The organism is Chryseobacterium sp. C-71, from assembly GCF_020911865.1.
In the GTDB taxonomy this organism is placed as follows: Bacteria; Bacteroidota; Bacteroidia; order Flavobacteriales; family Weeksellaceae; genus Chryseobacterium.
This window is the reverse complement of sequence record NZ_CP087131.1, coordinates 227,790-253,423: the sequence shown is the minus strand read 5'-3', so window position 1 is coordinate 253,423 and position 25,634 is coordinate 227,790. Positions and strand designations below refer to the sequence as shown.

Sequence of the window (25,634 nt, the reverse complement as noted above, 5' to 3'; positions counted from 1 at the left end):
AAATTTACTATATGAAAAAGATATATATCCTACTACTATTTACAGCTTTTAATTTCATATCTGGTCAAAGAAGTGATTTTAAAAAGTCGATTGATAGTCTTCTATATTATTTGCAGGAAAATAATGCTTTTTCCGGTACAGTTTTGCTTCAAAAAAAAAATGAAGTTATCTATAAGGGTCGGTTTAGCAAATTTTCAGATTCTTCAGATCAATATAGAATAGGTTCTATATCAAAAGTTTTTACAGCAATTATCACTTTTCAACTTATAGAGGAAGGCAAACTAAATATTAATACAAAACTTGATCAATTCTATCCCAATATTAAAAATGCTGATAAAATAACTATTGCAAATCTTTTAAATCACACAAGTGGAATTTACAACTATCTAGACTGGGAAGATTATTACATTTCAAAAAAAAATAATTTTAGCAAAAATGATATGCTAAAACTTATCGAGATGGGAAAACCTCAATTCAAGCCTGGTTCAGACAGCTATTACAGTAATTCAAATTATTTGCTCTTAGGATACATTATAGAAAGCATTACCTTAAAATCATATCCGGAGAATGTAAAAATAAGAATTACTGATAAAATTGGATTGGCAAATACTTTTTGTGAAACTAGTGATAAAGAGTATATGAAAAGGAATACATCTTATAAGTTTAATGGAGAAAAATGGGCCAAAGAGCAAGATACACATCCAAGCTTTACTTTCTCTGCCGGAGCAATAGTTTCTACAGCTGAAGATTTATCAAAATTAATGCAAGAATTATTCAAAGGCACATTAGTTTCGGAGAATTCATTAAAACAAATGCAGGATACTTATGTAGTCAATGGAATTGGATATGGCTTATTTAAAGCACCATTCTATGAAAAGACAGGATATGGTCACTCTGGTAGAATTGATGAATTTCATTCTTTTGCAGGATATTTCCCAGATGATAATCTTAGTATAATTATATTATCCAACGGAACAAACATCAAGCTAAATGAAGTTGTACTAGGTGTACTTTCAAAATATTATGATAAAAAATATAAGTACCCAAACTTTTCGAAATACGAAAGCAAAACAGCACAGCCAACTATAAATTACATAGGTGTGTATAAGGCACAACTTGCAGGATTAATAACCTTAGGTACTTTCCAGATAACTCTGGCCGGTAAAAATCATCTATTTCTAAGTATGTATAATAACGGAAAAGACAGCGAAAAAGTACTCTTGGAAAGGAAAGGTGAAAATTCCTTTTATGCGTTTGAGAATGGGGCAAATCTTCTTTTTCTGCTTGATAAAAAAGGAAAAGTAGACGGTATTGAAATGAAGCAAGGTAAACAATCGATTAAATGTAAAAAAATAAAATAAAAACCTTTATGCCAAAAAATATAATTATTTACGACGGAGAATGCGGTTTTTGTAATAAATTTATTTTATTCATTGCCAAAAATGATACAAAAAATTTCTTCATTTTTACATCAAACCATTCTGATTCAGCAAAATTAATATTTACTCAAGGAAATATATCTCCGCAATTAGCAGAAGAAACAATATTCCTAAAAACTGAATCTTCTCTTTTTACCAAAGGTAAGGCAATACGAGAAATTTTCAAGAAAATACCTAATTATAAATTTATATACTTTTTGTTATTACTTGTAAATAGAAATTTAATTGATTTAGGATATACAATTTTTTCTAAAATTAGAAAAAAAATCACTCCGAATTATTGCGAAATCCCACAACAACAAATACTAAAAAAATTTATTTAAAATGAAAAAATACTTACTTGTACTACTATTATTACCGCTAATTGCATTGTCACAATCTCAAACAGTTTTTTTAGATGCACGCGGCAGAGACTGTGCAGGAGGCTTAGGCTTATGCAGCAGTGGAATAACATCTAATACAGATCATACAATTGCAGCTACATTTACGAAAATATCTGATAACAGTTTTGCAATGGTTTTTGAAAACAAGAACACTTCAGAAACAGATCAAAAGAAAATCGCAGGAAAAACTTTTTCGGAAATGAAGGCTACAGAAAATCCTTATTTCTTTCAGGAAAGTGATTTTTCAATTCCAGAAACGATTTTGCAGAAGATCAATATAAGCCCAGAAGCAAGTTATATTAAACAAGGCAAGTATCCTTTTATATTCGAAGATAAAACATCCTCGGTTATTATTACTCTGGGTAAAAAATAAAATCAATAATCACATATAAGTAATAACTATGAAACTTTCAAATTTTATCACAGCTTTCTTTTTTAAGACAATAGCATTTTTGAGTATATTTTGGGGATCAATGAGTTATGCTAAAACTATAAATAACGAGGATCCCAATCAAATCATCAATGAAATGTGTAACGAAATTTCCTTGGTCTATCAGGGTCATTTTTCAACGTTAAATTTTCATAAAAATGAATTAGCTAAAATTAATCTATTACTTAAAGTAGAAAAAGTACGAGAAAAAAAAATTGATTTTCTTATTAGAAAAGATGAACTTCAAGAATTAATATCACAGGAAAAAGATGAAATAGATAATGAGATTTCTAAAATTCGGTATATTAAAGGTTTGCAGATCATCAAAATTCTTTACGAAAAAATTCTTGGTTTAGATCATCACTTTGCATCAGTACGAACTTTTTCCGAAATTTCTAAAATTGCAAATCCTAATCAATACCCAGAGTTTGAAAAAGTAAAAGATCTAATAAAAAATAAGCAGGATAAAAAAGTAGGATTTGACCTCACAAAAATTTTGGGAACCAACACACTTGCTTCTGTCATTAATACTTTTACCGGAATGATTGTTTCTAATCTGTCTAAACAGGAAAAAGAAACAGAGCTTCTAAAAGTAGATTGCATTATTGATTTCACATTGAGGATGCAAAATGATCTTAATACAATTTATTTTGAAACTGCATTTTTGCAAAAATCAAATGAGACTGTAAAATCCGATTTAGAAAATCTCTTCAGAGATTACACCAAGCCGATCGGATATGAAAAATCTCTAAAAGACTGCAGAGAAGGTGACGATTGGACTGAAGTAAAAGATAAACTAGAAACCTTTATCACTACAATAGCAAAATCTGATGATTTAAAGAAAAGAAAATTACAAATAGAAGTTGAATTTCCTATTGATCGTTTAATTCAGTTTATTGGTACCTATAATAACTTCATCAGCTCTGGAGAACAGTTTTACCAAAAGTTTAAAATTATACTCAATAGTTATGAAAATGAAAAACAATGTGAAAGTAAACTCCCTATTGAATATGCGAAGTTAAAATCAGATATAGGTGTTGCTATCGAAAAATTTAACATAGCTTATAAACCTGTCGAAATTAATGGTACTAAAATGAAGGAAATCTTATATGGAATTAATGAGTTTCAATAAAATCCAAACATAAAACCAATAAAATTCTGATGAAAAAGTATTTCAACTCTCTTGTGAACTTGCAAATATTTCTTAGGCAAAATTTATATACTACATTTTTAGTTTGATTAGACATTAAGTTTGTTACTCTCTTAAGGCTAAATTTTCTAAAAAGCTGAAATCGAAGATTCGACGCAGTCAATTTACAGGATTATGAAAGTTTAATTCCCATTGAATGCGTCGAATCTTCGATTTATAAACTGTAATTTTTTTAGGGTTTTCTTCATGCTCGTAAAGTTAAAATAGTATGAGAATTGTGTCCTAACAAAGAAGCAACTCTATTAAGTAAATGTATTTATCTTAACACAAAGCAATTTAATTTCAAGCCTACATGAAAAAAAGTAAAGCTCTCATAGTCCGATACAAAATGATTTTTCAAATGATTTTTACTCAAACTGACGGAGGTCAAATAGTAGAATAATATTTACTTTTAGAAAGCCTTGAAATTTTTTAAGTAAATTTTACAAACTGTTTTTCTTTCGATAGTGTCTCAGTGATAGTTTTTTCAATATCTCTGCGCTTTGTTCCGGTGTAATATCACGTTGTGGCTCTGCAAGCATTTCGTAGCCGACCATAAATTTTTTCACTTCGGCATTACGCAACAACGGTGGATAAAAATGCATATGGAAATGCCATTCAGGATGTTCTTTCCCATCGGTTGGAGATTGGTGGATTCCTGCTGAATATGGAAACGAAATCTCAAAAAGATTATCGTATTTTGCAGTTAAATCTTTTATTATCGAAGCTAAAGAAAGCTTTTCGGAATCAGAAAACTGCAGGATATTTTCTGCTTTTCTTTTGCTGATAATCATTGTTTCGTAAGGCCAGACTGCCCAAAACGGAACTAATGCTACAAAATCTTCATTTTCAAGAATGATTCTTTCTTCGGCTTCTAATTCTTTTTTGACATAATCTTCCAGAAGTGAACTTCCGTTTTTCTCGAAATATTTTTTCAGATTTTCCTGTGTTCTCAAAACTGTCGAAGGAATCGAAGACTGCGCCCAGATTTGTCCGTGCGGATGTGGATTACTGCATCCCATCACGCTTCCTTTGTTCTCAAAAATCTGAACGTGATTGATGTAATCTTCGTCTCCCAAATTTTCATACTGCTGTTGCCAGACATCTACCACTTTTTTGACGTCATCAACTTCCATTTCTGGTAAAGTAAGGCTGTGATTTTCTGAAAAACAAATGACTCTGTTAATCCCACGTTCCGGTTTTAATGAAAAAAAATCCGACTGTTCATCAGAGAATTCGACATCATCTTTCATCAGAGAACCAAAATCGTTTTCAAAAACAAAAACCCCTTTGTAATCAGGATTTTTATCACCATTCACTCGTACATTTCCTGAACACAAGTAACAATTCGGGTCGTGAGCTGGAAGTTTTTCTTCAGCTACTTTTTCGGTCTGTCCTTGCCAAGGTCGGTTGGCTCGTTGTGGGGAAACCAAAATCCACTCATCCAAAAGCGGATTATATCTTCTGTGAGGATGTTGCTTTTGATTAAATGACGAATTCATTTCTTTTGTATTCATTAATTCCATCCGATATTTTTACACGGTACACTTTCATTTCGATGTCAAAATCTGCTTTGTATTTTGCGGTGATACTTTTAATCACATCATCCACATTTTCATCTTTAATAAGATTGATGCTGCATCCGCCGAAACCACCGCCCATTATTCTTGCACCCAAAACACCATTTTCCTTTAAAGTTTCTTCCACCATAAAATCCAGTTCTTCACAACTCACTTCAAATTCAGTAGAAAGTCCGGAATGCGTTTCGATGAGAAGTTCTCCTAAATATTTCACATCGCCTTCTGATAAAGCTTTTGCAGCTTTTTCAACTCTTTTTATTTCCTTTAAAAGGTACAAGCATCTCTTGTAAGATGTCTCTCCTATTTCTGCCCTAACTTCATCCAACATTGAAAAGCTAAAATCTCTGAATTTTTCTATTTCTGGAAACTTTTCCCAAAGTACTTTTTTACCTTTATCAACGTCATTTCTTCTGTCATTGTAGCCGGAAGTCAGATGCGTGTGTTTTACACAACTGTCGAAAAGCACAAGACTGCACCCTTCAATATTAGCTTCAAAATACTGATGCTCCAGAGAATTGCAGTCTAGCATTATGACTTGATGTTCTTTACCGAAAACGGATGCGAACTGATCCATAATTCCGCATTTTACACCAACAAAGGTATGTTCGGATTTCTGACCAATCAGCGCCAAATCTTTTTTAGATAAATTTAAATCGAAAACCTGATTGAGAATAAAGGCAAACCCACATTCCAAAGCTGCCGAAGACGACAAGCCGGAACCCATCGGAATCGTACTGCTAAAGGCAATCTGCAAGCCGCCAATCTCTTTCCCACTTTCCTGAATCGCATTGAAAACACCCAGCAAATAATTGACCCAGATCTGCTCAACCTGAGTCTGCTTTTGATGAATATTAAAACTGAAGGATTCATTAAAATCTTTCGCAAAAAAAGTACAGTTTTCTGAGTCATCCACCTTTTTTACGGCAAAACAAATATGCTTGTCGATGGCAGCAGGAAGTACAAAGCCATCGCTGTAATCAACGTGTTCACCGATAATATTAATTCTTCCGGGAGCCAGAAAAAAACTTTCAGGCTCAGATTGAAAGGCTGATTGAAACGCCTCTCTGGTATGTTTGATTAATTTCTCCAGCATAGATGATTGCAATTTATGATTTTAAATCTTTTTTGCCACGAATGCACGAATGTTTTTTTTTAGAAAAAATATAAATTTTCATTCGTGAATTCTTGGCATATTTTAAATCAGGCAATTATTTCCTTTTCATTACTTTTTTTGCGGCTTCAACGATGTCATTGGCGGTCAATCCATATTTTTCCATCAGTTGGTCTGGAGTTCCGCTTTCTCCGAAGCTATCACTTACGGCAACATATTCCTGAGGCGCAAGATATTCCGTAATCAAAAGTTGAGCAATGCTGTCGCCCAAACCTCCCAATCTGTTATGTTCTTCGGCAGTTACAACGCAACCTGTTTTCTTTACTGACTTTAAAATTGCTTCAGTATCCAAAGGTTTGATGGTGTGAATGTTGATAATTTCTGCATCAATTCCCTGTTCTTCAAGGATTTCTCCGGCTTTTATCGCTTCCCAAACCAAATGTCCGGTTGCAATAATCGTTACATCTTTTCCTTCATTCACCATCCAGGCTTTTCCGATTTCAAAGGTTTGATTTTCATCGGTAAAAACAGGAATCACAGGTCTTCCGAAACGAAGATAAACAGGACCTTCGTAATCTGCAATGGCAATCGTTGCAGCTTTGGTTTGGTTGTAGTCGCAAGTGTTGATGACCGTCATTCCGGGAAGCATTTTCATCAAGCCAATATCTTCCAGAATCTGGTGTGTTGCGCCATCTTCGCCTAAAGTTAAACCAGCGTGGGAAGCGCAGATTTTTACATTTTTATCAGAATACGCCACCGACTGACGAATCTGGTCATAAACTCTTCCGGTAGAAAAATTGGCAAAAGTTCCCGTAAACGGAATTTTTCCTTCAATCGCTAAACCAGCTGCGATGCCAATCATATTGGCTTCGGCAATTCCGATCTGGAAAAAACGTTCGGGTGCTTTTTCGATGAATTTTTCCATTTTCAAAGAACCGATAAGGTCAGCGCAAAGTGCCACGACATTAGGATTTTTGTCTGCCAGTTCTGCAAGACCGGCTCCGAAACCGCTTCGGGTATCTTTTTTTTCTGTGTAGGTATATTTTTTCATTTGATTAATCTGTTGAGGTTTGTTTTAAACGCAAGGAGCGCAAAGATTTTTTTAGCTTATTAGGAATATTTTTCGTTCGCAAAGGCGTTTGACTTCGTCGAATCTTCGATTTCGCTCAGCAAAGAATTTATTAGTTGATCCTTACTAAAATTAACGTTTTATTGGAACAGCGAATTGCTCGCAGCCCGACCTGAGTGGAGCTCTTTTTCTGTTATTGCGATGGTCTAAAAGTTCTACGGATTGCTTCAAGTGGTTCGCAATGACAGAAAAAAGCGGGAACGGAGGGCGGAATAGCTGCCCAAAATATTTGACTGATTATGATTTGAAATTAAAGTCTAATAATCTCCTAAAGTTTCTTCAAGCTGGTCTAATGCTTTTGCCAATTGCTCATCGTTAGGCGCTTTTCCGTGCCAAGCGTGACTTCCCATCATATAATCGACACCGTGACCCATTCCTGTTTTCAGGAGAATGCAAATTGGCTGACCTTGTCCGGTTAACGATTTTGCTTCGTCCAGGACTTTAAGAATTTCTTCCATATCGTTTCCGTTTTCTACTTCGAGAACTTTCCAGTCAAAGGCTTCGAATTTGGTTTTAAGATTTCCTAAAGAAAGGACTTTTGAAGTCGGACCGTCAATCTGCTGACCGTTATAATCGATGGTTGCTATCAAATTATCAACCTTGTTGTGAGAGGCATACATTATGGCTTCCCAGTTTTGTCCTTCCTGCAATTCACCGTCGCCGTGAAGCGTAAAAACGAGATTTTTATCTTTGTTGAGTTTTTTACCGACTGCGTGACCAATTGCGACCGACAAACCTTGTCCAAGAGAACCTGAAGCAATACGAACTCCCGGAAGATGCTCGTGCGTGGTGGGATGTCCTTGTAATCTGGAATTCAGTTTTCTGAAAGTTGCCAGTTCTGACTTATCAAAATAACCTGCGTGCGCCAAAACACTGTAAAAAACAGGCGAAATATGACCGTTGGACAGGTAAAAAACGTCTTCATCTTTACCCTTCATATTAAATCCTTCTTTTCTTTTCATCGCATCAAAATAAAGAGCGACCAGAAAGTCTGTGCAACCCAGCGAACCGCCGGGATGACCGGATTGACAGGCGTGAACCATTCTTACAATATCCCTTCTGACCTGCGAAGCGATACGATTAAGTTTTGAAATATCGTGTTCCATAAATTATTGCATTTTTTGTGAATCTTTGACGAACTGCTCCAGTCCTGAATCTGTCAAAGGATGTTTTAATAAAGAAAGAATCGGCTGAATCGGACAAGTCACGACATCGGCACCAATTTTTGCGCAATTGATGATATGCATACTGTGTCTTACGGAAGCCGCTAAAATCTCTGTTTCGTAGCCATAATTATCGAAAATCAGACGGATTTCTTCGATAAGATTCAAACTGTCTGTTGAAATATCATCCAGTCTTCCCAAAAACGGAGAAACGTAGCTTGCACCAGCTTTAGCTGCCAAAAGCGCCTGACCTGCAGAAAAAATCAATGTACAGTTGGTTTTGATTCCTTTGTTGGAAAAATATTTTAAAGCTTTTACACCATCTTTTATCATCGGGATTTTCACAACGATGTTTGGATGAATAGCGGCAAGAATTTCGCCTTCTGCAATCATTTCTTCGTAAGTTGTAGAAAGAACTTCCGCAGAAATATCTCCGTCTACAATTTCGCAAATGTCTTTGTAATGTTGCAAAATAGCTTCTGTTCCGCTGATTCCTTCTTTTGCCATCAAGGATGGATTGGTTGTAACGCCATCCAGAATTCCGAGGTCGTTAGCTTCTTTTATCTGCTCTAAGTTTGCAGTGTCGATAAAAAATTTCATAAAATGTTGTTATTCTTTTAAGTGTTAAAAATACACTTAACTAATGAAATAAACAATTTTAGTTTAATTTATTTTGAAGAAAAAATATCATTCCATTACATAATTAAACTCTTTACGATACTGAGAAGGACTTTTCTTTATATATTCCTTAAAAGTTTTGTTGAAATAGCTGAAATTATTAAAACCGCTTTCAAAACAAACATCTGTAATACTTAAAGGTTTTTCGGCAAGCAGTTTCAGAGAATGTGTAATACGATATTCATTGACAAATTGAGTGAAAGTTTTGTTTGTGATTTTTTTGAAATAACGGCAGAAAGAAGGCACTTTCATATTTGCTAAACCGGCAATTTCGTCCAACGTAATCTGCTCTTTAAAATGATCTTTTACATAATTGAAAATATGATTAATCCTCTCGTTATCCTCAACCTGAGTTCGCAGGTAATATTTTCCGGCGTTGAGAATTCTATAATCATCTGTGACTGAAAGCTCGTGCAGAATTTCAAAAAACTTCAACAGCTTTTCTAAGGATTCTAACTGATGCATCTGTGAAATCTTTTTTCTCATTACTTTTTTCACATCGTCGCCAAAGACCATTCCGCTTTTTGATTTTTCTAGCATTGCGTGAATTTTTTTCATTTCTGGGTTTTCCCAAATCTTTTCACCTAAAAAATCAGGTTTAAACTGAATCACCATTTCGTAATCGTTATTGGTATTTTCATTGGTTAAACCACAATGTGGTAAGTTACTACCAATCAGCACCAAATCACCTTCCGTAAAGTAAGAAATATTACTTCCTATCTGCCTTTTGCCAGAACCGCCTTTTACCAAAATCAATTCAATCTCAGGGTGATAATGCCAAACGTGGGATTTAATATTTTCATTTCTCTGAAACTTAAGACTCGTAAAACTGCTTCCTATATTAGGATTGATGGCTTCAAATGCAGGACTGTGATGTTTCATAAATTAATTATCAATCAAAGCTACAAAATAACATTTACAAAATTAACTATTCATATTTAATTAACATACAATTAAAGTTAATATAGAACATAAATATGAAAATTGCATACTAAAATTCATCAGGGAAACGCTATACATTTGCAGTATCAATATCAGTAACCTTAAAACACTTTTACTATGAATAATTTATTAAAAATCAGTCTATTTGTTGTGTTTCTTTTAACTTCAGCAGATGTAATGAGTAAAGACAAAGACTTTTCTGTATCATTCGGAAATGTAAATTCTACAACCCTTAATTTTGAAATAAACAATGCGCAAAATATTTCTCTTTTTGTATACAATGATAACGAGGGAGAAATATATTCTGAGAAAATAGGAGATCAAAATTTCATTTCGAAATCATACAATCTTGAAACTTTAGCCGACGGAACCTACTATCTGGTTGCAGAATCTGATTATAAAATTGAAAAATACAAAATCAGTATCCAAAATAAAAATCTGATGGTTGAAAAAACTCCTGTAAGTGAAATCTCCAAACCGGAATTTACGATCAATAACAATATCGTAAAACTGAATATGGAAGATATGGAAGGCTCTGTAAACATTTCCGTTCAGGATCTTTTTGATAATGTATATTACAATGAAACTAAATTAGCAAAAGACGGCAAGCTTAGTTTAACTTTCAAACTTGATCCCAATACCTCTCAAAGCTACATCATTGCTGTAGAAAAAAACGGTAATATATTCAGTAAAATTATTGCTCTTAGATAAATAAAATTCATATTTATTAAAAACAGCTCTACCTTTTCGGAAGAGCTGTTTTTTTTAGTTATGATGTCCCATATTGAGTTTAATCTTCTTCAGATCTTCCAATTCGTGAACCGGTCTTTCGATATCATAAGGAATTGGCATTTTTGAAAACGTCTGGAAATACAACAGACAAGCATCCTTCCACCAAACGGCATCTTTTGCCTGAATCTTTAATTTTGATTGAACTTCGGTAAATCTTTCTTCATCAACATAAGGCTGCATTTTGTCCCAGATTTTCTGATAATCTCTGACGTTTTTTACACCTGTATCATATTTGTATGATAGTTCTTCCCACAAAGTTTTACCGTCTTTCATGTGATAATCCCACGGAACGTGATGAAACCAGAGAATAAGGTTTTCGGGAGTCGTTTTGATATTTCCGTAGATGTCGTTGAGTGGAGCAAAATATTGTGAAACAGCATTGCTTCCCGTTTTGGTTCTGTCAAAACCTAAACCCTGCGTATTTGCCTGATGATAGTATACCGGTGACCAGTCTGCTCTCGTACCTTTATAGTCACCCCACGGTTCCGGTCCGTAATGATGCATTCCTGCAAAAATATGGTGCAAACCAAGTGGCATCATATAATCTACCGCCGTTTCCCTTGAAGTGAGCATCATTTGTTTTACAGGATTGAGGAATTTTTCGTTGTCAGTGAAGGTCATTTTAATCCATTCGTCGGCAATCTGTTCCGAAGTCAAATCGTGGTTCCAAGCTAAACGTCCGAAAGCATACCAATTGGCCTGTGCAAAATGATGTCCCGTCCAGTTTTTGTCTTCCCCAATGTTTGAAACAGCAGAAATTGCGGTTAATTTTGCAGGTCTTAAAGTTCCGTCTGTAATTTTCGCAATCGTAGAACCTTTTCCGTCGGAATACGTATCGCTGTCCAAAGTTTCCTTGAATAAAGGAGCAAGGTAAACCAGATGATTGGCTTGCCCTAAATATTCCTGAGTAATTTGAAATTCAACCATTTCGGAAGTTTTTTTCAAAGCTCCGAAAAGCGGATTAAACGCTTCACGAGGCTGAAAATCAACAGGTCCGTTTTTAATCTGAACAATCACATTATCTCTGAATTTCCCGTCTAGCGGAACAAATTCCAGATAAGCCTGTTTTGCTCGGTCTTCTTTGCTCGGACTGTACACAAAGGCTCTCCACATTACGATTCCGCCATAAGGTTTCAAAATGTCAGCCATCATATTGGCGCCGTCTGCGTGGGTTCTTCCGTAATCCTGCGGTCCCGGTTGTCCTTCCGAATTGGCTTTTACCAAAAATCCTCCGAAGTCAGGTATCAGTTTATAAATTTCTGATGCTTTATCTTTCCACCATTTTTGAACATCTTTATTCAACGGGTCAGAATTTTCCAATCCGTCCAAAACTTTAGGCGACGAAAAATTGACTGATAAATAAACTTTGATTCCATAAGATCTGAAGATATCTGCCAGAACTTTTACCTTTTCAAGATAGTCTTTACGGAGCATATTTGGTGAAGCATTCACATTATTGAGAACAGTTGCATTTATCCCGATAGATGCATTTGCTCTTGCATATTCTTCGTATCTCGGCGAAATGGTGTTCGGTAAATCTTCCCATTTCCAAAGCGAATGCCCTGCATAACCGCGTTCAATGGTTCCATCCAGATTGTCCCAATGGTTGAGAATTCTGATATCGTACGATGGTTTTTCGGTAATATTCAGATTTTTTAATATAGATTTTGTCTGCTGCAAACGTAAAATATGATAAACTCCGTACAATAATCCAATTTCTTTTTCGGCAGAAATAACCAGTTTATTCTGAACTGATTTTATGGTATAACCACCCTTCAAATTTTTCAAAGATTTATCTGTCCGAAGTTCAATTTCCTGACCTTGCCAATGATTCATTAATTCTTTTTTGGCGATATTTAAGGTCGGATTGTTTCTTTTGGAAATAATTTTATCTGCCGAAATTCCGTTCCTTGCCGGAAACCGAAGCCAAAGCTGACTTCCGTCTTCTGCGAAAATGGTTAATGGAATTATTAGAAATAATAGGATATACAGTCGGAAATAGCTCATTAGATTTTCTTTTAATTTTTATTTAAATAAGTTTTGGCTAAAGCCAAATTGTATTTCTTCATCTTTAAACGGGCTAAAGCCCGTTTCTATTGATAATAGGATGAAATCCTATCCTTCGTTAAATCGTCCCTTCGGGACTTTTTGCAAATTATTCACCTAAGCCTTCTATGGTCTTAATTTTACCATTGCTGTCATATTCCAGTTCTACCACTTTCATACTTCTGAGCCAGGTTTTTCCTTCACTCGGAACAGAGTCGTGGAAGAATAGATACCATTTTCCTTTGAATTCAACGATGCTGTGATGAGTTGTCCATCCAACGACAGGCGTCAGAATTTCTCCCTGAAAAGTAAATGGACCATAAGGATTATCGCCTGTGGCATAACAAATCAAATGTGTGTCGCCGGTAGAATATGAGAAATAATATTTGTTATTGTATTTATGCATCCAGGACGCTTCGAAAAAGCGGTGTTTGTCGCCGTGAAGCAAAGGATTTCCGTTTTCGTCCAGAATAAGAACGTCTTTTGGTTCTTCTCCGAATTCAAGCATATCATCGCTTAATAAAACAACTTTTGAAGGAATTGCCGGTTCATCATCATTTGGAATTATCGCAGATTCTAAGGCTTTGTTGTTTCTGTAACGCTGCAATTGTCCGCCCCAGATTCCACCAAAATACATATAATGTTTTCCTTCTTCTTCGAAAATACACGGGTCGATGCTATAACTTCCCAACATCGGATGTTTCTCCGGAATAAAAGGTCCGTAAGGTTTGTCGCTTACCGCAACACCGATTCTGAAGATGTCATTTTTATCTTTTAACGGAAAATACATATAATATTTTCCATTTTTGAATGCCACATCACAATCCCACAATTGTCTTCCCGACCAAGGAATATCTTTTACCGAAAGGACAACACCGTGGTCTGTGATTTCGCCGTTTTCTACATCATCCAACGAGAAAACGTGATAATCGTTCATATCAAAATGGTCTCCGTTGTCATTTTCTTCGATGCCGCTTTCACGGTCGTGTGATGGATAAATATATATTTTGCCTTCAAAAACGTGTACGGAAGGGTCTGCCATATAATCTTTCGGGAATAGATATTTTGCTTTTTTCATTGTTTTAATTAGAAGTTAGATTTTAGAAACTAGATATTAGACTTATTTTTCTTTTGTTAACTGAATGATTTTTTCTACTACAGGTTTTGCCTGATTATTCCGGTCGAAAAGTAACGGATAATCTGTTCTGCCTTTTACCGGAAAATCATTTTTCCAAGATTGAGCATCTGTAGTTCCCCACAAGGTTACTCTTCTGATTTTGTCCTGATGTTTCAGAAATAATCTGAAAAAATCCAGATAGCGGTTTTCCCATTCTGTTTTTACATTTTCGGGTAGTCCAGCTGTGTAAGGATTCATTTTCGCATCATATTCAACTTTGTCTGCAACATTAGCAGAAGTTCCCCAAGGTGATGGAAGTGCGCTGATTTCCATTTCAGTAACATTTACTTTTACGCCGTTTGCTGTGTAGTCAAGAATTGCTTTTTCGTATTCGTCAAGGGTTGGTGTATCAAGACCAACGTGGGTCTGCATTCCTACTCCATCGATGCGGATTTTTCTGGATTTTAGAGTTTGAACCATTTTGCTCACGGTTTTTACTTTTCCGGGATGCCATTCGTTATAATCATTGTAATACAGTTCTGCATTCGGGTCTGCTTCCTGAGCGTATTGGAAAGCCAACGGAATAAATTCTTCGCCTAAAATTTCGTAAAACTTAGATTTTCTGTAAGTTCCATCTTCCATAATCGCTTCATTTACCACATCCCAACCTTTCACACGACCTTTGTATCTTGTCACAACTGTGGTAATGTGATTTTTCATTCTTTGTTTTAAGACTTCAGCAGAAACATCTTTCCCATCTTTGTCTACGAAAAACCATTTGGGTAACTGCGAATGCCAAATCAAAGTATGACCGATGATGAACATTTTATTTTTCTCTCCGAAAGCAACAAATTTATCGGCGTCATCAAAAAAGAATTTGCCTTCTTCAGGTTGAAGAAACATCGATTTCATACAGTTTTCTGCAACGATAGAGCTGAACTGATTTTTAATAATTTCTACAGACTTTACATCTTTCTCGTAAATCTGCGGAAGACTCATCGCTGTTCCGATGTAGAATTTATTTTTGAATGCGTTTTTAAGGGAATCGTTGGAAGTTGCTGTGTTGGCTGTCTTGCAGGAGACGGTTAAGGTTAAAATTCCTAATAATGCTATTATTTTTTTCATAACTATTTTTTTAAATTTAAACGCAAAGCGCGCAAAGATTTTTTGACTACTATGCTTTTTTTAAGTTCGCAAAGGCGTAAACTCAGCGAAGAAATACAAAAGTTCACATAAAGTTCCTTTTTTAAGCCTTGACAAGGCTTTTTAATACACCGAATCACTCGCAGCCCGGCTTGAACGGAAATCCTTTTTTTGCGGCTGGAGAAGCTTTGGCAAAAAAGATTGGGAGTGGAAGACGGATAAAGCTGCCCAAATTTTTATTATATCCTTAATCTTTCGCCTTTCTTCTTTCTTTAAGGTCGTGCTCGATTTCGATTTCTTTCTTCTTATTGATTTCGTAGAACATCAGCAATCCACACGCTAAAAAGAACGGGATTGACGGGAATACGCTGACCAGCATTTTGGCACCTGTGGAAACGGTTTCCGGCTGTAAAACACTCACTGCTCCTTCTGAAGAAATATAACCGTACTGACCTATGATGTAAGCAACCAGCGAACTTCCGATGCTCAAACCGACTTTCAAACCGACCATCATTGCTGAAAAAATAATTGCTGTCGCACGTCTATTGTTTTTCCATTCAGAATAATCGGCAACGTCGGCAATCATCGCCCAAAGCAATGGCGTTCCGATTCCGTAGAAGAAACCGTGTAAAATCTGGGATAAGAACATTAATCCGACTGATTTTGGAGGGTAAAAGATAAATGCTAAAACGAATAGTGTTGAAATAAAGAGTGAAGCGATAAATGCATCTCTTTTCCCATATTTATCTGCAAACTTTTTCGAGAAAGTGATTCCAACAATCATCATAATGATTCCACCTGCATTGAACAAGCCGAAACCAGCTGAACGAGGGTCTTCACCAAAGAAATTCATCCCAATGGAATTGAAGAAATTGGTAATCGGTGATATAAATTGCTGAAGCGAGGTTTCATCTACATAATTGTTGAAATAATACACATACGAACCGCCTTTCATTGCCAATGTTATGAAAATCAATGCAGTAACTGTTAACATAATAATCCACGGCTTGTTTTTCTTTAAATCCTTCAAATCAGCGCTTAAAGTAGATTCCTGCTCCGGCTTGGGAATGACTCTTTCTTTGGTTGTGAGAAAAGTGATGAGCAACATTACTGTTCCGATAATTGCCAACCAAGTCATCACCACCTCGATTCCTGCTGCTTTATCACCGTGTCCTGCTGATAAAATAATCGGCAGCATAAATACCTGAACGAAGAACTGCGCAAACATCACAGCTACAAAACGGTAAGAAGAAATACTGTTCCTTTCGCCCATATCACCTGTGATAACGCCACTTAAAGCTGCGTAAGGTAAATTATTGGCTGCATAAAGCAATAATAAAACTGAGTAAGTAACTGCTGCATAAATCATTTTTCCTTTATAAGAAAAATCGGGTGTGCTGAACGCAAAAAGTGCCGCAGCACCCAACGGAATTGCCGTTAATAAAATCCAAGGACGGAATTTTCCCCATTTTGTGCGGGTTCTGTCTGCCAAAGCTCCAACCATCGGATTAAAAACAAAACCAGCCAATAAACCGACCGTAAGTGTAATGATGGATGCATCTTCCGGCTTTAAACCGTAAATATCGGTGTAAAAATAAGCTAAATAGGTTACAAGCGTCTGGAAAACCAGATTGGCGGCTAAATCTCCTAAACTGTAGCCGATTTTCTCAACGACAGATATTTTTTGAGATGAGTTGTTCATTTTAATAATTTATAATTGATAAATGATAATTGATTATTCTGTAGTAAATGGTGATGCAGGAAGTCCGGTCTTATTTTTAAGGTTTCCATCAGGGTTGTCTGCCCAGTCGTATCTTACTGAAATTGGATTTGAAATGGTGTCGTTCCAGACAATGATTTTGTTGCCTTCAATTTTTGCTTTTGCCCATTCGTATTTTCCTTCTTTTCCTTTGACGGCAAAACCTTTCAGTTCTGAAACGGGTGCAAAATCATCGGTTCCATTTTTAAAGGAAAGAATGATTTTATTTCCTTCTACTTTCATTGACTGATAAACCGGTCCGTCTGCAATGATATTCTTTTTGTCTGCAACTTTTAGTGCCTGCAAAGCCAGTCTGTCACCGACTGTTTTCTTGTTTAAAGGATGAATATCGTTCCACTCTCCTATATCGATAATTACAGCAAGTCCCGTGTTCGGAACTTTCAGCGAAACCTGACGCTGCTGGTCTCTTAATTCTGCCCAATTGCTTTCCACAGGTTGTGTTTTTGGTTCCATAAAATTGGCTAATTGTACTGTGAAAAAAGGCATCTCTTTCTGGTTCCATTTATTTCGCCAATCCAGAATCATTGTGGTCAGCAAATCGCCGTATTCTCTTGGTTTTCCGGTGTTGCTTTCGCCCTGATACCAAATGGCGCCTTTGATATTATAATTGATAAGCGGATTAATCATTGCATTGTACAATCCGGTCGGTTTCCAACGGATGAAAGTAGTTCCCGGAGCCATTTTTTCCATTTTGGCACCGATTTTATATTTCCATTCGGTTTTTAAATCGATTTTATTTCCTTCAATTTCGAGGTAATAAGGTTTGTCAGCGATGAACTGTCCTTTTCCGCTACCGTTGGAGATTCTAACAGCAATCACGTTTTTGCCTTCCTTTAAAACGCCTGCCGGAATATCGTACCAACGCGGCGGATATTCATAGGTTACATTGCCTACTTTTGTTCCGTTGATGTAGGTAACATCAGCATCTTTTATTCTTCCTAAATTTAAAAAAGCGGCTTTTCCTGCCTGATTTTTGGTTAAATTAATTTCTTTTCTGAACCAAACTGAACCTTCAAAGGAACCTTCCTTATCTTCCCAAGAACCGGGAATATTCATTGTTTTCCAGTCAGAATCGTTTAGGTCGAAATTTTCCCAATGTTGGTTTAATCCGATATCGCTTTGGTCGAGCTCTGTGTACCAAGCTTTGCTCAAGGCCTGTTCGCCGGATTCGGTAGATTTTATCAAATCATCATTTTGCCATTTTTTGGCTTCGTCCAGATATTCAGGGTATTTTTTCAGAGAATTTTCATCCATCCACGCCTGAATCGGAGAACCACCCAAACTTGCGTGGATAATTCCGACGGCCACTTTATTTTTCTGACTTAATTCTTTTGCGAAAAAGTAAGCAACTCCCGAGAAATTAAGAATCGTTTGTGGATTTGTTGCTTCCCATTTTCCGCCATCAAGCTCGGTTTGAGGCGATTTAAAATTATATTTTTGAGGAACCGTAAAAAACCTGATGTTCTGATTGTTTGCATTTTTAATTTCGTCAGCGTAAAGCGGAGTCAGTCTGCGCATCGGCAGTTCCATATTCGATTGTCCGGAAGCGAGCCAAACATCACCGATGAGAATATCTTTCAATGTAATTTCATTGATGGTCATCGTGTAAGGACCTCCGGCTTTTTGCTCGGGAAGTGTGATTTTCCAGTTTCCGGTCTGGTCGGCGGTGGTTTTGTAATTTTTATTGAGGAATTTCACTTCTACTTTTTCTCCTGCATCGGCTTTTCCCCAAACATTCAGTTTTTGGTTACGCTGCAAAACCATTCCGTCTGAAACCAGTGCCGGAAGTTTGATTTTAGCTTCAATGAAAATGCAGAATATGCAAAGAAGCAAAACCAAAACTTTGGTGAAATTTTTCTTGTTCATATTTATTTTAAATATTTAAATTCTTGTTTTGTTTAAATTTTTCCTGATTATCGGTTTTTAGTTATAACACATAATTTTGAACACTAAGCACACAAAGCATTTTTTAAACTAACCGTTTTTAAGGCTCACAAAGCCGCTTGCGCTTATAAAAGTTCACTGAGTTTTTAATTATGTCAATTTCATATCTATTTTAAAAACGTAAATCAATTTTTATATTGAATCTCTCGCAGCCCGACCTGAGTGGAGCTCTTTTTGTGTAGCAAAGCGGAACAAAAAAGCGGGAACGGAGGGCGGAAAAGCTGCCCAAATTAAACTCTATACTTTTCATTTCTGCTTATTTTGGTGATTCCGTCAGCAATCTTACTTCGATAATTTTCGGTGTAAGCGATTTTTCATTTGTATTAAATTTTACATTAAGAATCTCTTTCCTATTTTCAGATTCTGGAATCGGGATTAATAATGATTGTGGAGAGCCACCCATTTTTCCGTCGAAATTTTTAGAAATCGCTTTTATTCCATTGATTTCCACATTCAAAGTTCGATTGTTATTGGCATCAAAATAAATAAGATGAAGATATTTTGCATTTTTTTCTTTGTTTCTCATCTGATAGCTGAACCAGCCTTTAGCCTCACGGAAATGGCGGTCTTCCATATATCCGGTGTTGGAATCTTTGCTGTCGATGAAATGGTCGGATTCCGGTTGCTGCTCACCTAGCTGAATTTTATCAGTCGTAATGTTGTCCAGTTTTCTGATTTCCTCTTCTTCTTTGATTTTCTGTTTCTGAATCATTTCAATTTTATCCTGATTCGCCTGCGGAAAATAAATAATGTAACGTTCTTCCTGAATTTTATAAAACGGAACCAACTCCAATCCTTTACTGAACTTATTTTCGGGATACAAACCTTTTAGTTTGAATGTTAAATCTTTACCATTAACCGTTTCCAAATGACTTAAAACAGAATCTGAACTTCCCAAAATTGTAGGGATTTCATTTAAAGGAATTTGTGGTCCGTGCGCAATATGTCCGCCTCTGCTGTCATCGGCGAAAAGTCCGTCCTGGTTTTCTTTTCCATATTTCGCAGCTAAAACAATCGGACCATATTTAAAGGCAAAATAATCCGAATGGTCAGGAAGCTGTTCTGCAGAAAGGTGCATCGGCATTTTCATTTCGATGACATCTCCTTTTTTCCATTTTTTATTAATGGTAAAATAACCTTCGGCATCAACCGGAACATTGATATTTTTACCATTTAGTGAAATGGTAATTTCAGAAGCGTTTGCCCATTCCGGTGCTCTTAATTTTAAATTTATATTTGATTTTGAAGCAACATCAAAAATCAGTTTTGTAGATGGATTTTCAGGGAAATTATTTTCCTGTCTCAGAACTATTTTCTTTTCAGACCACTTTAAAATGGAAGGGATAAACAAATTCACGTACAAATCGTCGTCAGAATATGCATAAATCATTTCACCATATTTGGCGTGATTTTCCATTCCCGAACCTACGCAGCACCAAAAGCTGGTTTCCGGCTGAGAATAAATCCTGTAATGACCGGGACGCATCGGCGTGAAGTAGACAAAACCGCCTTTTTCGGGATTTTGGGTGGAAAGAATATGATTGTATAGCGCTTTTTCGTAATAATCTACGTAAGATGATTTTGGATTGGTCGCATACAATTCTTTGGAGAGTTTCAGCATATTATACGTATTGCAGGTTTCGGGACCTTCGATACTTTTTATCATTCCGCTGAAATCATTGATAGGATTAAAATGCTCGCTGACGCTGTTTCCTCCGATAATCGCTGACCTTTTTTGGGTAACATTGGTCCAGAAAAAATCTGCGGCATTGCTCCATTGTGTATTATTTTCTAAATCTGCAATTCTTTTGAAACCAATCACTTTCGGAATCTGTGTGTTGGCGTGGATTCCTGTGAGTTTATCTTCACTATTCAATAATGGATTTAAAATGGCAAGGTGTGAAAAACGACGAGCAAGCTTTAGATATTTCGGATTTTTTGTAATGTCGTAAACGTCGGCAAAAACTTCATTCAGACCGCCGTGCTCGCTGCGAAGCATATCCTGAATTTGTTCATCGGAAAGTCCGGAAACTTCATCAGCCATCCAATCCGTAAGTTTTATCAGCATTTTTTTTGCTTTTTCGCTATCTGCATACCAATAGGCATCGCGTAAACCTGAATAAATTTTATGAATATTATATAAAGGAACCCAGCGGTCATTCAGACCGAAAGTTGCGGCACGAATGTTTCCATCGGCAATTTCTTTCCAGATTTTTTTACCGTTCGGAACACCCGACAAATAGCCTTTTTCCGAAAGATTCTGGCAACGCTCCAATTCATCAATCATATAATCCAGACGCTGTTTAACTTTTGGGTCGCCTGTTGAAGCGTACATCAAAGCCAAAGCGGAAATGTAATGACCTCCGATATGACCATCTAATCCTGTATTTTCCCAATTGGGATAGTTTTCTTTTTTGGGTTTCAGTCCTGCCTCTTTTAAATAAGGTGCAAGAAGCCGGTCTGCATCCATCGACAGGATATATTTCTCATCGGTCTGCATTGCCTTGCTGAAAACACTTTCGGACAGATGAACCTTGTTGAGCGGAAAGTAGCTAACATTTTTCTTTACCTGCCCAAAAGCAAGCGAAGTAAAGCTTAAAAATAATATCAGTGATTTTTTGTTCATTAATAAATGTTATTTCTACATTTCTAAAATAGCGGAAAGTATTCAGATATAAAAGAATTTTAGAATTGCTTGGAATTAAATCTGATTTAGAGTTTCAAAAAAAGCAGTTAAAAACCGTACCTTATCATAAAAAAAAAGATAATCCAAATTGTAGGTTATCAAGCTACTATATCCAAAACGCTGTGACCAAAATAATTACGATTCGTTTGAAAAAGGGTTTTGTTTTTTGATTCACTGCCTTATCGTAATTGGTGAATATTTGACTTTATCCAAAAATTTAATCAAATTAATTAATTTTAACATTATTTTAACACTCTATTGACATTGGATTCATACCATTTACAGAAGAATTAGCAAAATATCCAAGGATTTCTTTCCCGAAAAAGCTTCGTATGACAGGATATTTTAGATAATTGAATTTTAAATGAGAATATAAAGTGTTGTAATTACATTTAATGAACGGGAATCATCAATCTTGCGACAAAAATATTAACTTTGCACAAAATCATTTTTGATGGAAGAGAATTATCCCAAACATTTTGTCGCAGTAGACTGTATTATTTTCGGTTTTGATGGAGAAAATCTTAAAATTCTCCTGATTAAAAGAAATTTCGAACCCAACAAAGGAGATTGGTCACTGATGGGTGGATTTATCAATGAACAGGAAAGCTCTGACCAGGCGGCCGATCGTATTCTAAATGCGCTGACAGGTCTGGAAAATATCTATCTTGAACAATTAAATACCTACACTGCAGTCGACCGCGATCCGAGTGCCAGAATTATGTCGATATCGCATTATGCACTGATTAACATTCAGGATTCTATTCAAATCAATGAGACATACAGCGCCAAATGGTTTGATTTAAAAGATCACCCGGATTTGATTTTTGATCACGATGCAATGGTAAAAGATGCTGTTCTGAGACTGAGAAGAAGAGCAACCACAAGACCGATCGGATTTGAATTGCTTCCCGAAAAATTCACAATGAAAGATCTGCAGAATCTTTACGAAGCGATTTTTGATGAAAAATATGACAAGCGGAATTTCACTAGCAAAATCAATGCACTTGATGTCTTGGTAAATACGAACGAGAAAGATATGAGCTCGTCTAAAAAAGGTTCTTTTCTCTATACCTTTGATGAGGAAAAATACCACAAAAAAATCGCCGAAGGCTTTATGTTTAAAATATAAAAAAATAGGATGCCGATAACGACATCCTATTTTTTTAAGTATTTTCATATTACCAGAATCTTACATAAAGTGCGGTCAATAGAAGCAATGTCACCACGATCAACACCAAAGTTCTGTTATCTACTTTAAACATTGTTGCGTCAATAGCAAAAGCTTTCGGATTTACTTTCGGTCCTGCGAGACTTATCATCACCATTACGGCAACCGTGATAAAGAATGACCATCCCATATTGATCAAAAATGGAATTTCTGTAATGGTCTGCACGACTCCATTTTCTAATTTTTCGTACGTAAAAGCGGTGTACAGCCAAGTTTCTTTTCCGAAAATATCGACTGCGAAACTGTTGAAGAAAATTGCCAATAAGAAACCGAGAAGAACGCCTACCAAAGCTGCGGTTCCTGTGGTTCTCTTCCAGAACATTCCCAAAAGGAACATCGCAAAAACACCCGGACTGATAAATCCTGTATATTTCTGGATGAATGTAAATCCGCCTTCTCCTCCGATTCCCAAAACATCTGTCCACGTAAACGCCAGAGCCACAAACATCGCCACGATAATTGCCCAACGTCCTGTTCTTACCATTTCGATTTCTGTCGCATCAGCTTTCAAATATTTTTTATAAATATCTAAAGTAAAAATTGTCGAAATACTGTTGACTTTTCCTGCTAAAGATGCAACAATTGCTGCCGTCAAAGCCGCTACTGCAAGACCTTTCAATCCGGTTGGTAAAAATCCTAAAATAGCTGAGTAAGCACCGTCTTTTACCCCATTGAAACCTGGCAAATGTCCTTTCGTATATAAAACATAGGCTGCAATTCCCGGAAGCATTACGATAATCGGCATAAATAATTTCAAAAATCCTGCGAATAAAATTCCGGTTCTTGCGGTTTTCAAATCTGCTCCCAAAGCACGTTGTGTGATGTATTGGTTGCATCCCCAATAGTTTAAGTTTACAATCCATTGACCTGCAAAATACATCGCCAATCCAGGCAGAACTACATATTTCTGAACACTAAGATTTTCCGGCATTGCCAATGTGGTAGTCGTTGTGGTCGGTTTATCAAGAATCAAATTAAAATGTTGTGGTGCCTCTTTCATCAATGTCTGAAAACCTGCAAAAGCATTTCCTATGGCAGCTCCGTTGATTCTCTGGTCAACGATTTGAAGAGCCATATAAACCGTAGCAAAACCTCCAATGATCAAAACTGCAACCTGAATTACGTCGGTGTAACCGATTACTTTCATTCCGCCCAAACCAATTAATAAAGCCATAAGAAGCAATCCGATCATAATGATGTGAAGGTTGTCTCCGCCCAATAAAGTATCGATCGCTAAAGCTCCGAGATAAAGGATAGAAGTTAAATTCACAATGACATAAAGGAACAGCCAGAAAACTGCCATAATCAGTGAAACTGATTTATTGTAACGCATTTCAAGAAACTGGGGCATCGTATAAATCTTGTTTTTAAGATAAATAGGAATGAACCAGATTGCAATAATAATCAATGCCAGAGCAGCAATCCATTCATACGCTGCAACGGCAACGCCTACGAAAAATCCTTCTCCGGACATCCCGATGAACTGTTCTGCTGAAATGTTGGAAGCAATTAAACTTGCTCCAATCGCCCACCAGGTTAGTGAACCTTCCGCCAGGAAATAATCTTTACTGCCGGTTGCTGCAGATTTTTTTCTGTTATAAATCCAGATTCCGTAACCGGCTACCACCACAAAATAAACCAGAAATATGACGATATCAATAGTTGCTAAGTTTCCCATATTTTATTTTTTAACTGAGAATTTATAAATTGTTTTTGACTGATATTTTTGACCCGGCTTCAGTTCTGTTGAAGGGAAAGAAGCTTGGTTCGGAGAATCCGGGAAATGTTGAGTTTCCAAACAGAAACCTGTTCTGAATTCATTTTTGCCACCTGTTTTAGTATCGAATTTCCCGTCAAGGAAATTACCTGAATAGAACTGAACGCCTGGTTCGTCTGTCAAAACTTCCATCACTCTTCCCGATTCAGGATGATAAACTTTGGCAATGCTTCTCAGTCCGCTTCCGTTCAGAATCCAGTTGTGGTCGTAGCCTTTTCCTTTTTTCAGCTGGTCGTCATCAGCATTGATATCTTTTCCAATTGGTTTTGAAACGGTAAAATCAAATGGACTTCCTTTTACAGACTTCTGTTCGCCTGTTGGAATTAACGTTTCATTTACAGGTAAGAATTTATCTGCATTGATTTGCAGTTCGTGGTCGGTAATCGTTTTTGAGAAATTCCCTGAAAGATTGAAATACGAATGTTGCGTCAGATTCACAACTGTTGCTTTATCCGTAGTAGCTTCGTAAGAAATCTCCAAAGCATTGTCATCTGTCAAAGTATACAAAACATTTGTCGTCAGTTTTCCAGGATAACCCTGTTCACCATCTTCACTTGTGTAAGCTAGCTTCAACGTTGGAAATTTTGCATCTTTTACAGTTTCAATATTCCAGAATTTGGTATGAAAACCTTCTTTTCCACCGTGAAGACTGTTTGGTCCGTCGTTTTTATGGATGTCATAGGTTTTGCCTTCCAAAGTGAATTTGGCGTTGGCAATTCTGTTTCCAAAGCGGCCAATCAAAGCGCCAAAATAGTAAGAATTTCCGTTGAAATAATCTTCAGGTTTTGTGAAACCTAAAACGACATCTTCATATTTTCCGTTTTTGTCGGGAGCCGTGAGTGAGGTGATAATTCCACCAAAATTGATGACTTCCACCTTCATCCCATTTTTATTCGTTAAAGTATATTTTTTGATGGAATCGCCTTTCGCTGTTACTCCGTAATCTGAAACCTGTATGTTTTCCATATTCTCTTTTTGAGGCTGATTATTATTTTCTTTTTTATTGCACCCGAAAATACATAAAAGCGCAATAATAATCAGGTTATAAGTTATTTTTTTCATAGTCTGAATGAT

At 36.3% G+C, this 25,634-nt stretch carries 20 protein-coding genes; 6 read left to right on the top strand and 14 right to left on the bottom strand.

The window, feature by feature from the left end; genetic code table 11:
* Positions 1-11 precede the first annotated feature (11 nt).
* From LNP04_RS01000 to LNP04_RS00985, 4 genes are read left to right on the top strand one after another with little or no spacing between them, the layout of a single operon-like run.
* Positions 12-1,361 (top strand): serine hydrolase, encoded by a 1,350-nt coding sequence (locus LNP04_RS01000; RefSeq protein ID WP_229984732.1) that lies wholly within the window; start codon positions 12-14, stop codon positions 1,359-1,361.
* Between the two features lie 8 nt (positions 1,362-1,369).
* Positions 1,370-1,762 carry a thiol-disulfide oxidoreductase DCC family protein gene (locus LNP04_RS00995; protein ID WP_229984731.1) on the top strand — a complete coding sequence of 131 codons (393 nt, stop codon included), beginning with the start codon at positions 1,370-1,372 and terminating at the stop codon, positions 1,760-1,762.
* Position 1,763: 1 nt separating this feature from the next.
* Complete coding sequence (locus LNP04_RS00990; RefSeq protein ID WP_229984730.1) at positions 1,764-2,195, top strand: hypothetical protein; 432 nt, start codon at positions 1,764-1,766, stop codon at positions 2,193-2,195.
* A 28-nt stretch (positions 2,196-2,223) separates the two neighbouring features.
* Positions 2,224-3,384 (top strand): hypothetical protein, encoded by a 1,161-nt coding sequence (locus LNP04_RS00985; protein ID WP_229984729.1) that lies wholly within the window; start codon positions 2,224-2,226, stop codon positions 3,382-3,384.
* Between the two features lie 500 nt (positions 3,385-3,884).
* Here the strand turns inward: LNP04_RS00985 and LNP04_RS00980 are convergent, their stop codons facing one another.
* The 6 genes from LNP04_RS00980 to LNP04_RS00955 all read right to left on the bottom strand — a co-directional run bounded on the left by LNP04_RS00980 (position 3,885) and on the right by LNP04_RS00955 (position 9,984).
* Entirely contained in the window at positions 3,885-4,958 is a 1,074-nt protein-coding gene (locus LNP04_RS00980) for a UDP-glucose--hexose-1-phosphate uridylyltransferase (protein ID WP_324292104.1), read from the bottom strand.
* Entirely contained in the window at positions 4,927-6,114 is a 1,188-nt protein-coding gene (gene galK / locus LNP04_RS00975) for a galactokinase (RefSeq protein ID WP_229984727.1), read from the bottom strand. The genes LNP04_RS00980 and galK overlap by 32 nt, the downstream gene beginning before the upstream one ends.
* Positions 6,115-6,229: 115 nt before the next feature.
* Positions 6,230-7,183, bottom strand: a complete 954-nt coding sequence (locus LNP04_RS00970) for a transketolase family protein (protein WP_229984726.1) — start codon at positions 7,181-7,183, stop codon at positions 6,230-6,232.
* A gap of 335 nt (positions 7,184-7,518) precedes the next feature.
* The gene (locus LNP04_RS00965) at positions 7,519-8,367 is read right to left on the bottom strand and encodes a transketolase (RefSeq protein ID WP_229984725.1); all 849 of its coding nucleotides are present in this window, start codon (positions 8,365-8,367) and stop codon (positions 7,519-7,521) included.
* A gap of 3 nt (positions 8,368-8,370) precedes the next feature.
* The gene (gene fsa / locus LNP04_RS00960) at positions 8,371-9,024 is read right to left on the bottom strand and encodes a fructose-6-phosphate aldolase (RefSeq protein ID WP_229984724.1); all 654 of its coding nucleotides are present in this window, start codon (positions 9,022-9,024) and stop codon (positions 8,371-8,373) included.
* An 87-nt stretch (positions 9,025-9,111) separates the two neighbouring features.
* A complete protein-coding gene (locus LNP04_RS00955; protein ID WP_229984723.1) occupies positions 9,112-9,984 on the bottom strand; it encodes an AraC family transcriptional regulator in 873 nt (290 codons plus the stop codon).
* 177 nt (positions 9,985-10,161) lie between these two features.
* Here LNP04_RS00955 and LNP04_RS00950 point away from each other — a divergent pair, with 177 nt between their 5' ends.
* A complete protein-coding gene (locus tag LNP04_RS00950; RefSeq protein ID WP_229984722.1) occupies positions 10,162-10,755 on the top strand; it encodes a hypothetical protein in 594 nt (197 codons plus the stop codon).
* Between the two features lie 54 nt (positions 10,756-10,809).
* Here the strand turns inward: LNP04_RS00950 and LNP04_RS00945 are convergent, their stop codons facing one another.
* The 6 genes from LNP04_RS00945 to LNP04_RS00920 all read right to left on the bottom strand — a co-directional run bounded on the left by LNP04_RS00945 (position 10,810) and on the right by LNP04_RS00920 (position 21,492).
* Positions 10,810-12,843, bottom strand: a complete 2,034-nt coding sequence (locus LNP04_RS00945) for an alpha-glucuronidase (RefSeq protein ID WP_229984721.1) — start codon at positions 12,841-12,843, stop codon at positions 10,810-10,812.
* A 148-nt stretch (positions 12,844-12,991) separates the two neighbouring features.
* Positions 12,992-13,960 carry a glycoside hydrolase family 43 protein gene (locus tag LNP04_RS00940; RefSeq protein WP_229984720.1) on the bottom strand — a complete coding sequence of 323 codons (969 nt, stop codon included), beginning with the start codon at positions 13,958-13,960 and terminating at the stop codon, positions 12,992-12,994.
* Positions 13,961-14,002: 42 nt separating this feature from the next.
* Positions 14,003-15,124 (bottom strand): endo-1,4-beta-xylanase, encoded by a 1,122-nt coding sequence (locus tag LNP04_RS00935; RefSeq protein WP_229984719.1) that lies wholly within the window; start codon positions 15,122-15,124, stop codon positions 14,003-14,005.
* A gap of 265 nt (positions 15,125-15,389) precedes the next feature.
* The gene (locus tag LNP04_RS00930) at positions 15,390-16,844 is read right to left on the bottom strand and encodes an MFS transporter (RefSeq protein ID WP_229984718.1); all 1,455 of its coding nucleotides are present in this window, start codon (positions 16,842-16,844) and stop codon (positions 15,390-15,392) included.
* A gap of 33 nt (positions 16,845-16,877) precedes the next feature.
* Positions 16,878-18,788, bottom strand: a complete 1,911-nt coding sequence (locus LNP04_RS00925) for a sialate O-acetylesterase (protein WP_229984717.1) — start codon at positions 18,786-18,788, stop codon at positions 16,878-16,880.
* A 334-nt stretch (positions 18,789-19,122) separates the two neighbouring features.
* A complete protein-coding gene (locus LNP04_RS00920) occupies positions 19,123-21,492 on the bottom strand; it encodes a glycoside hydrolase family 127 protein (RefSeq protein ID WP_229984716.1) in 2,370 nt (789 codons plus the stop codon).
* 514 nt (positions 21,493-22,006) lie between these two features.
* Here LNP04_RS00920 and LNP04_RS00915 point away from each other — a divergent pair.
* Positions 22,007-22,684: an NrtR DNA-binding winged helix domain-containing protein gene (locus LNP04_RS00915; protein ID WP_229984715.1), complete on the top strand. Its 678-nt coding sequence runs from the start codon at positions 22,007-22,009 to the stop codon at positions 22,682-22,684.
* Between the two features lie 49 nt (positions 22,685-22,733).
* Here the strand turns inward: LNP04_RS00915 and LNP04_RS00910 are convergent, their stop codons facing one another.
* Together LNP04_RS00910 and LNP04_RS00905 are read right to left on the bottom strand one after the other, a co-directional pair.
* Positions 22,734-24,461: a sodium:solute symporter family transporter gene (locus LNP04_RS00910; RefSeq protein ID WP_229984714.1), complete on the bottom strand. Its 1,728-nt coding sequence runs from the start codon at positions 24,459-24,461 to the stop codon at positions 22,734-22,736.
* A gap of 3 nt (positions 24,462-24,464) precedes the next feature.
* Complete coding sequence (locus LNP04_RS00905; protein WP_229984713.1) at positions 24,465-25,622, bottom strand: aldose epimerase family protein; 1,158 nt, start codon at positions 25,620-25,622, stop codon at positions 24,465-24,467.
* Positions 25,623-25,634: the final 12 nt, after the last annotated feature.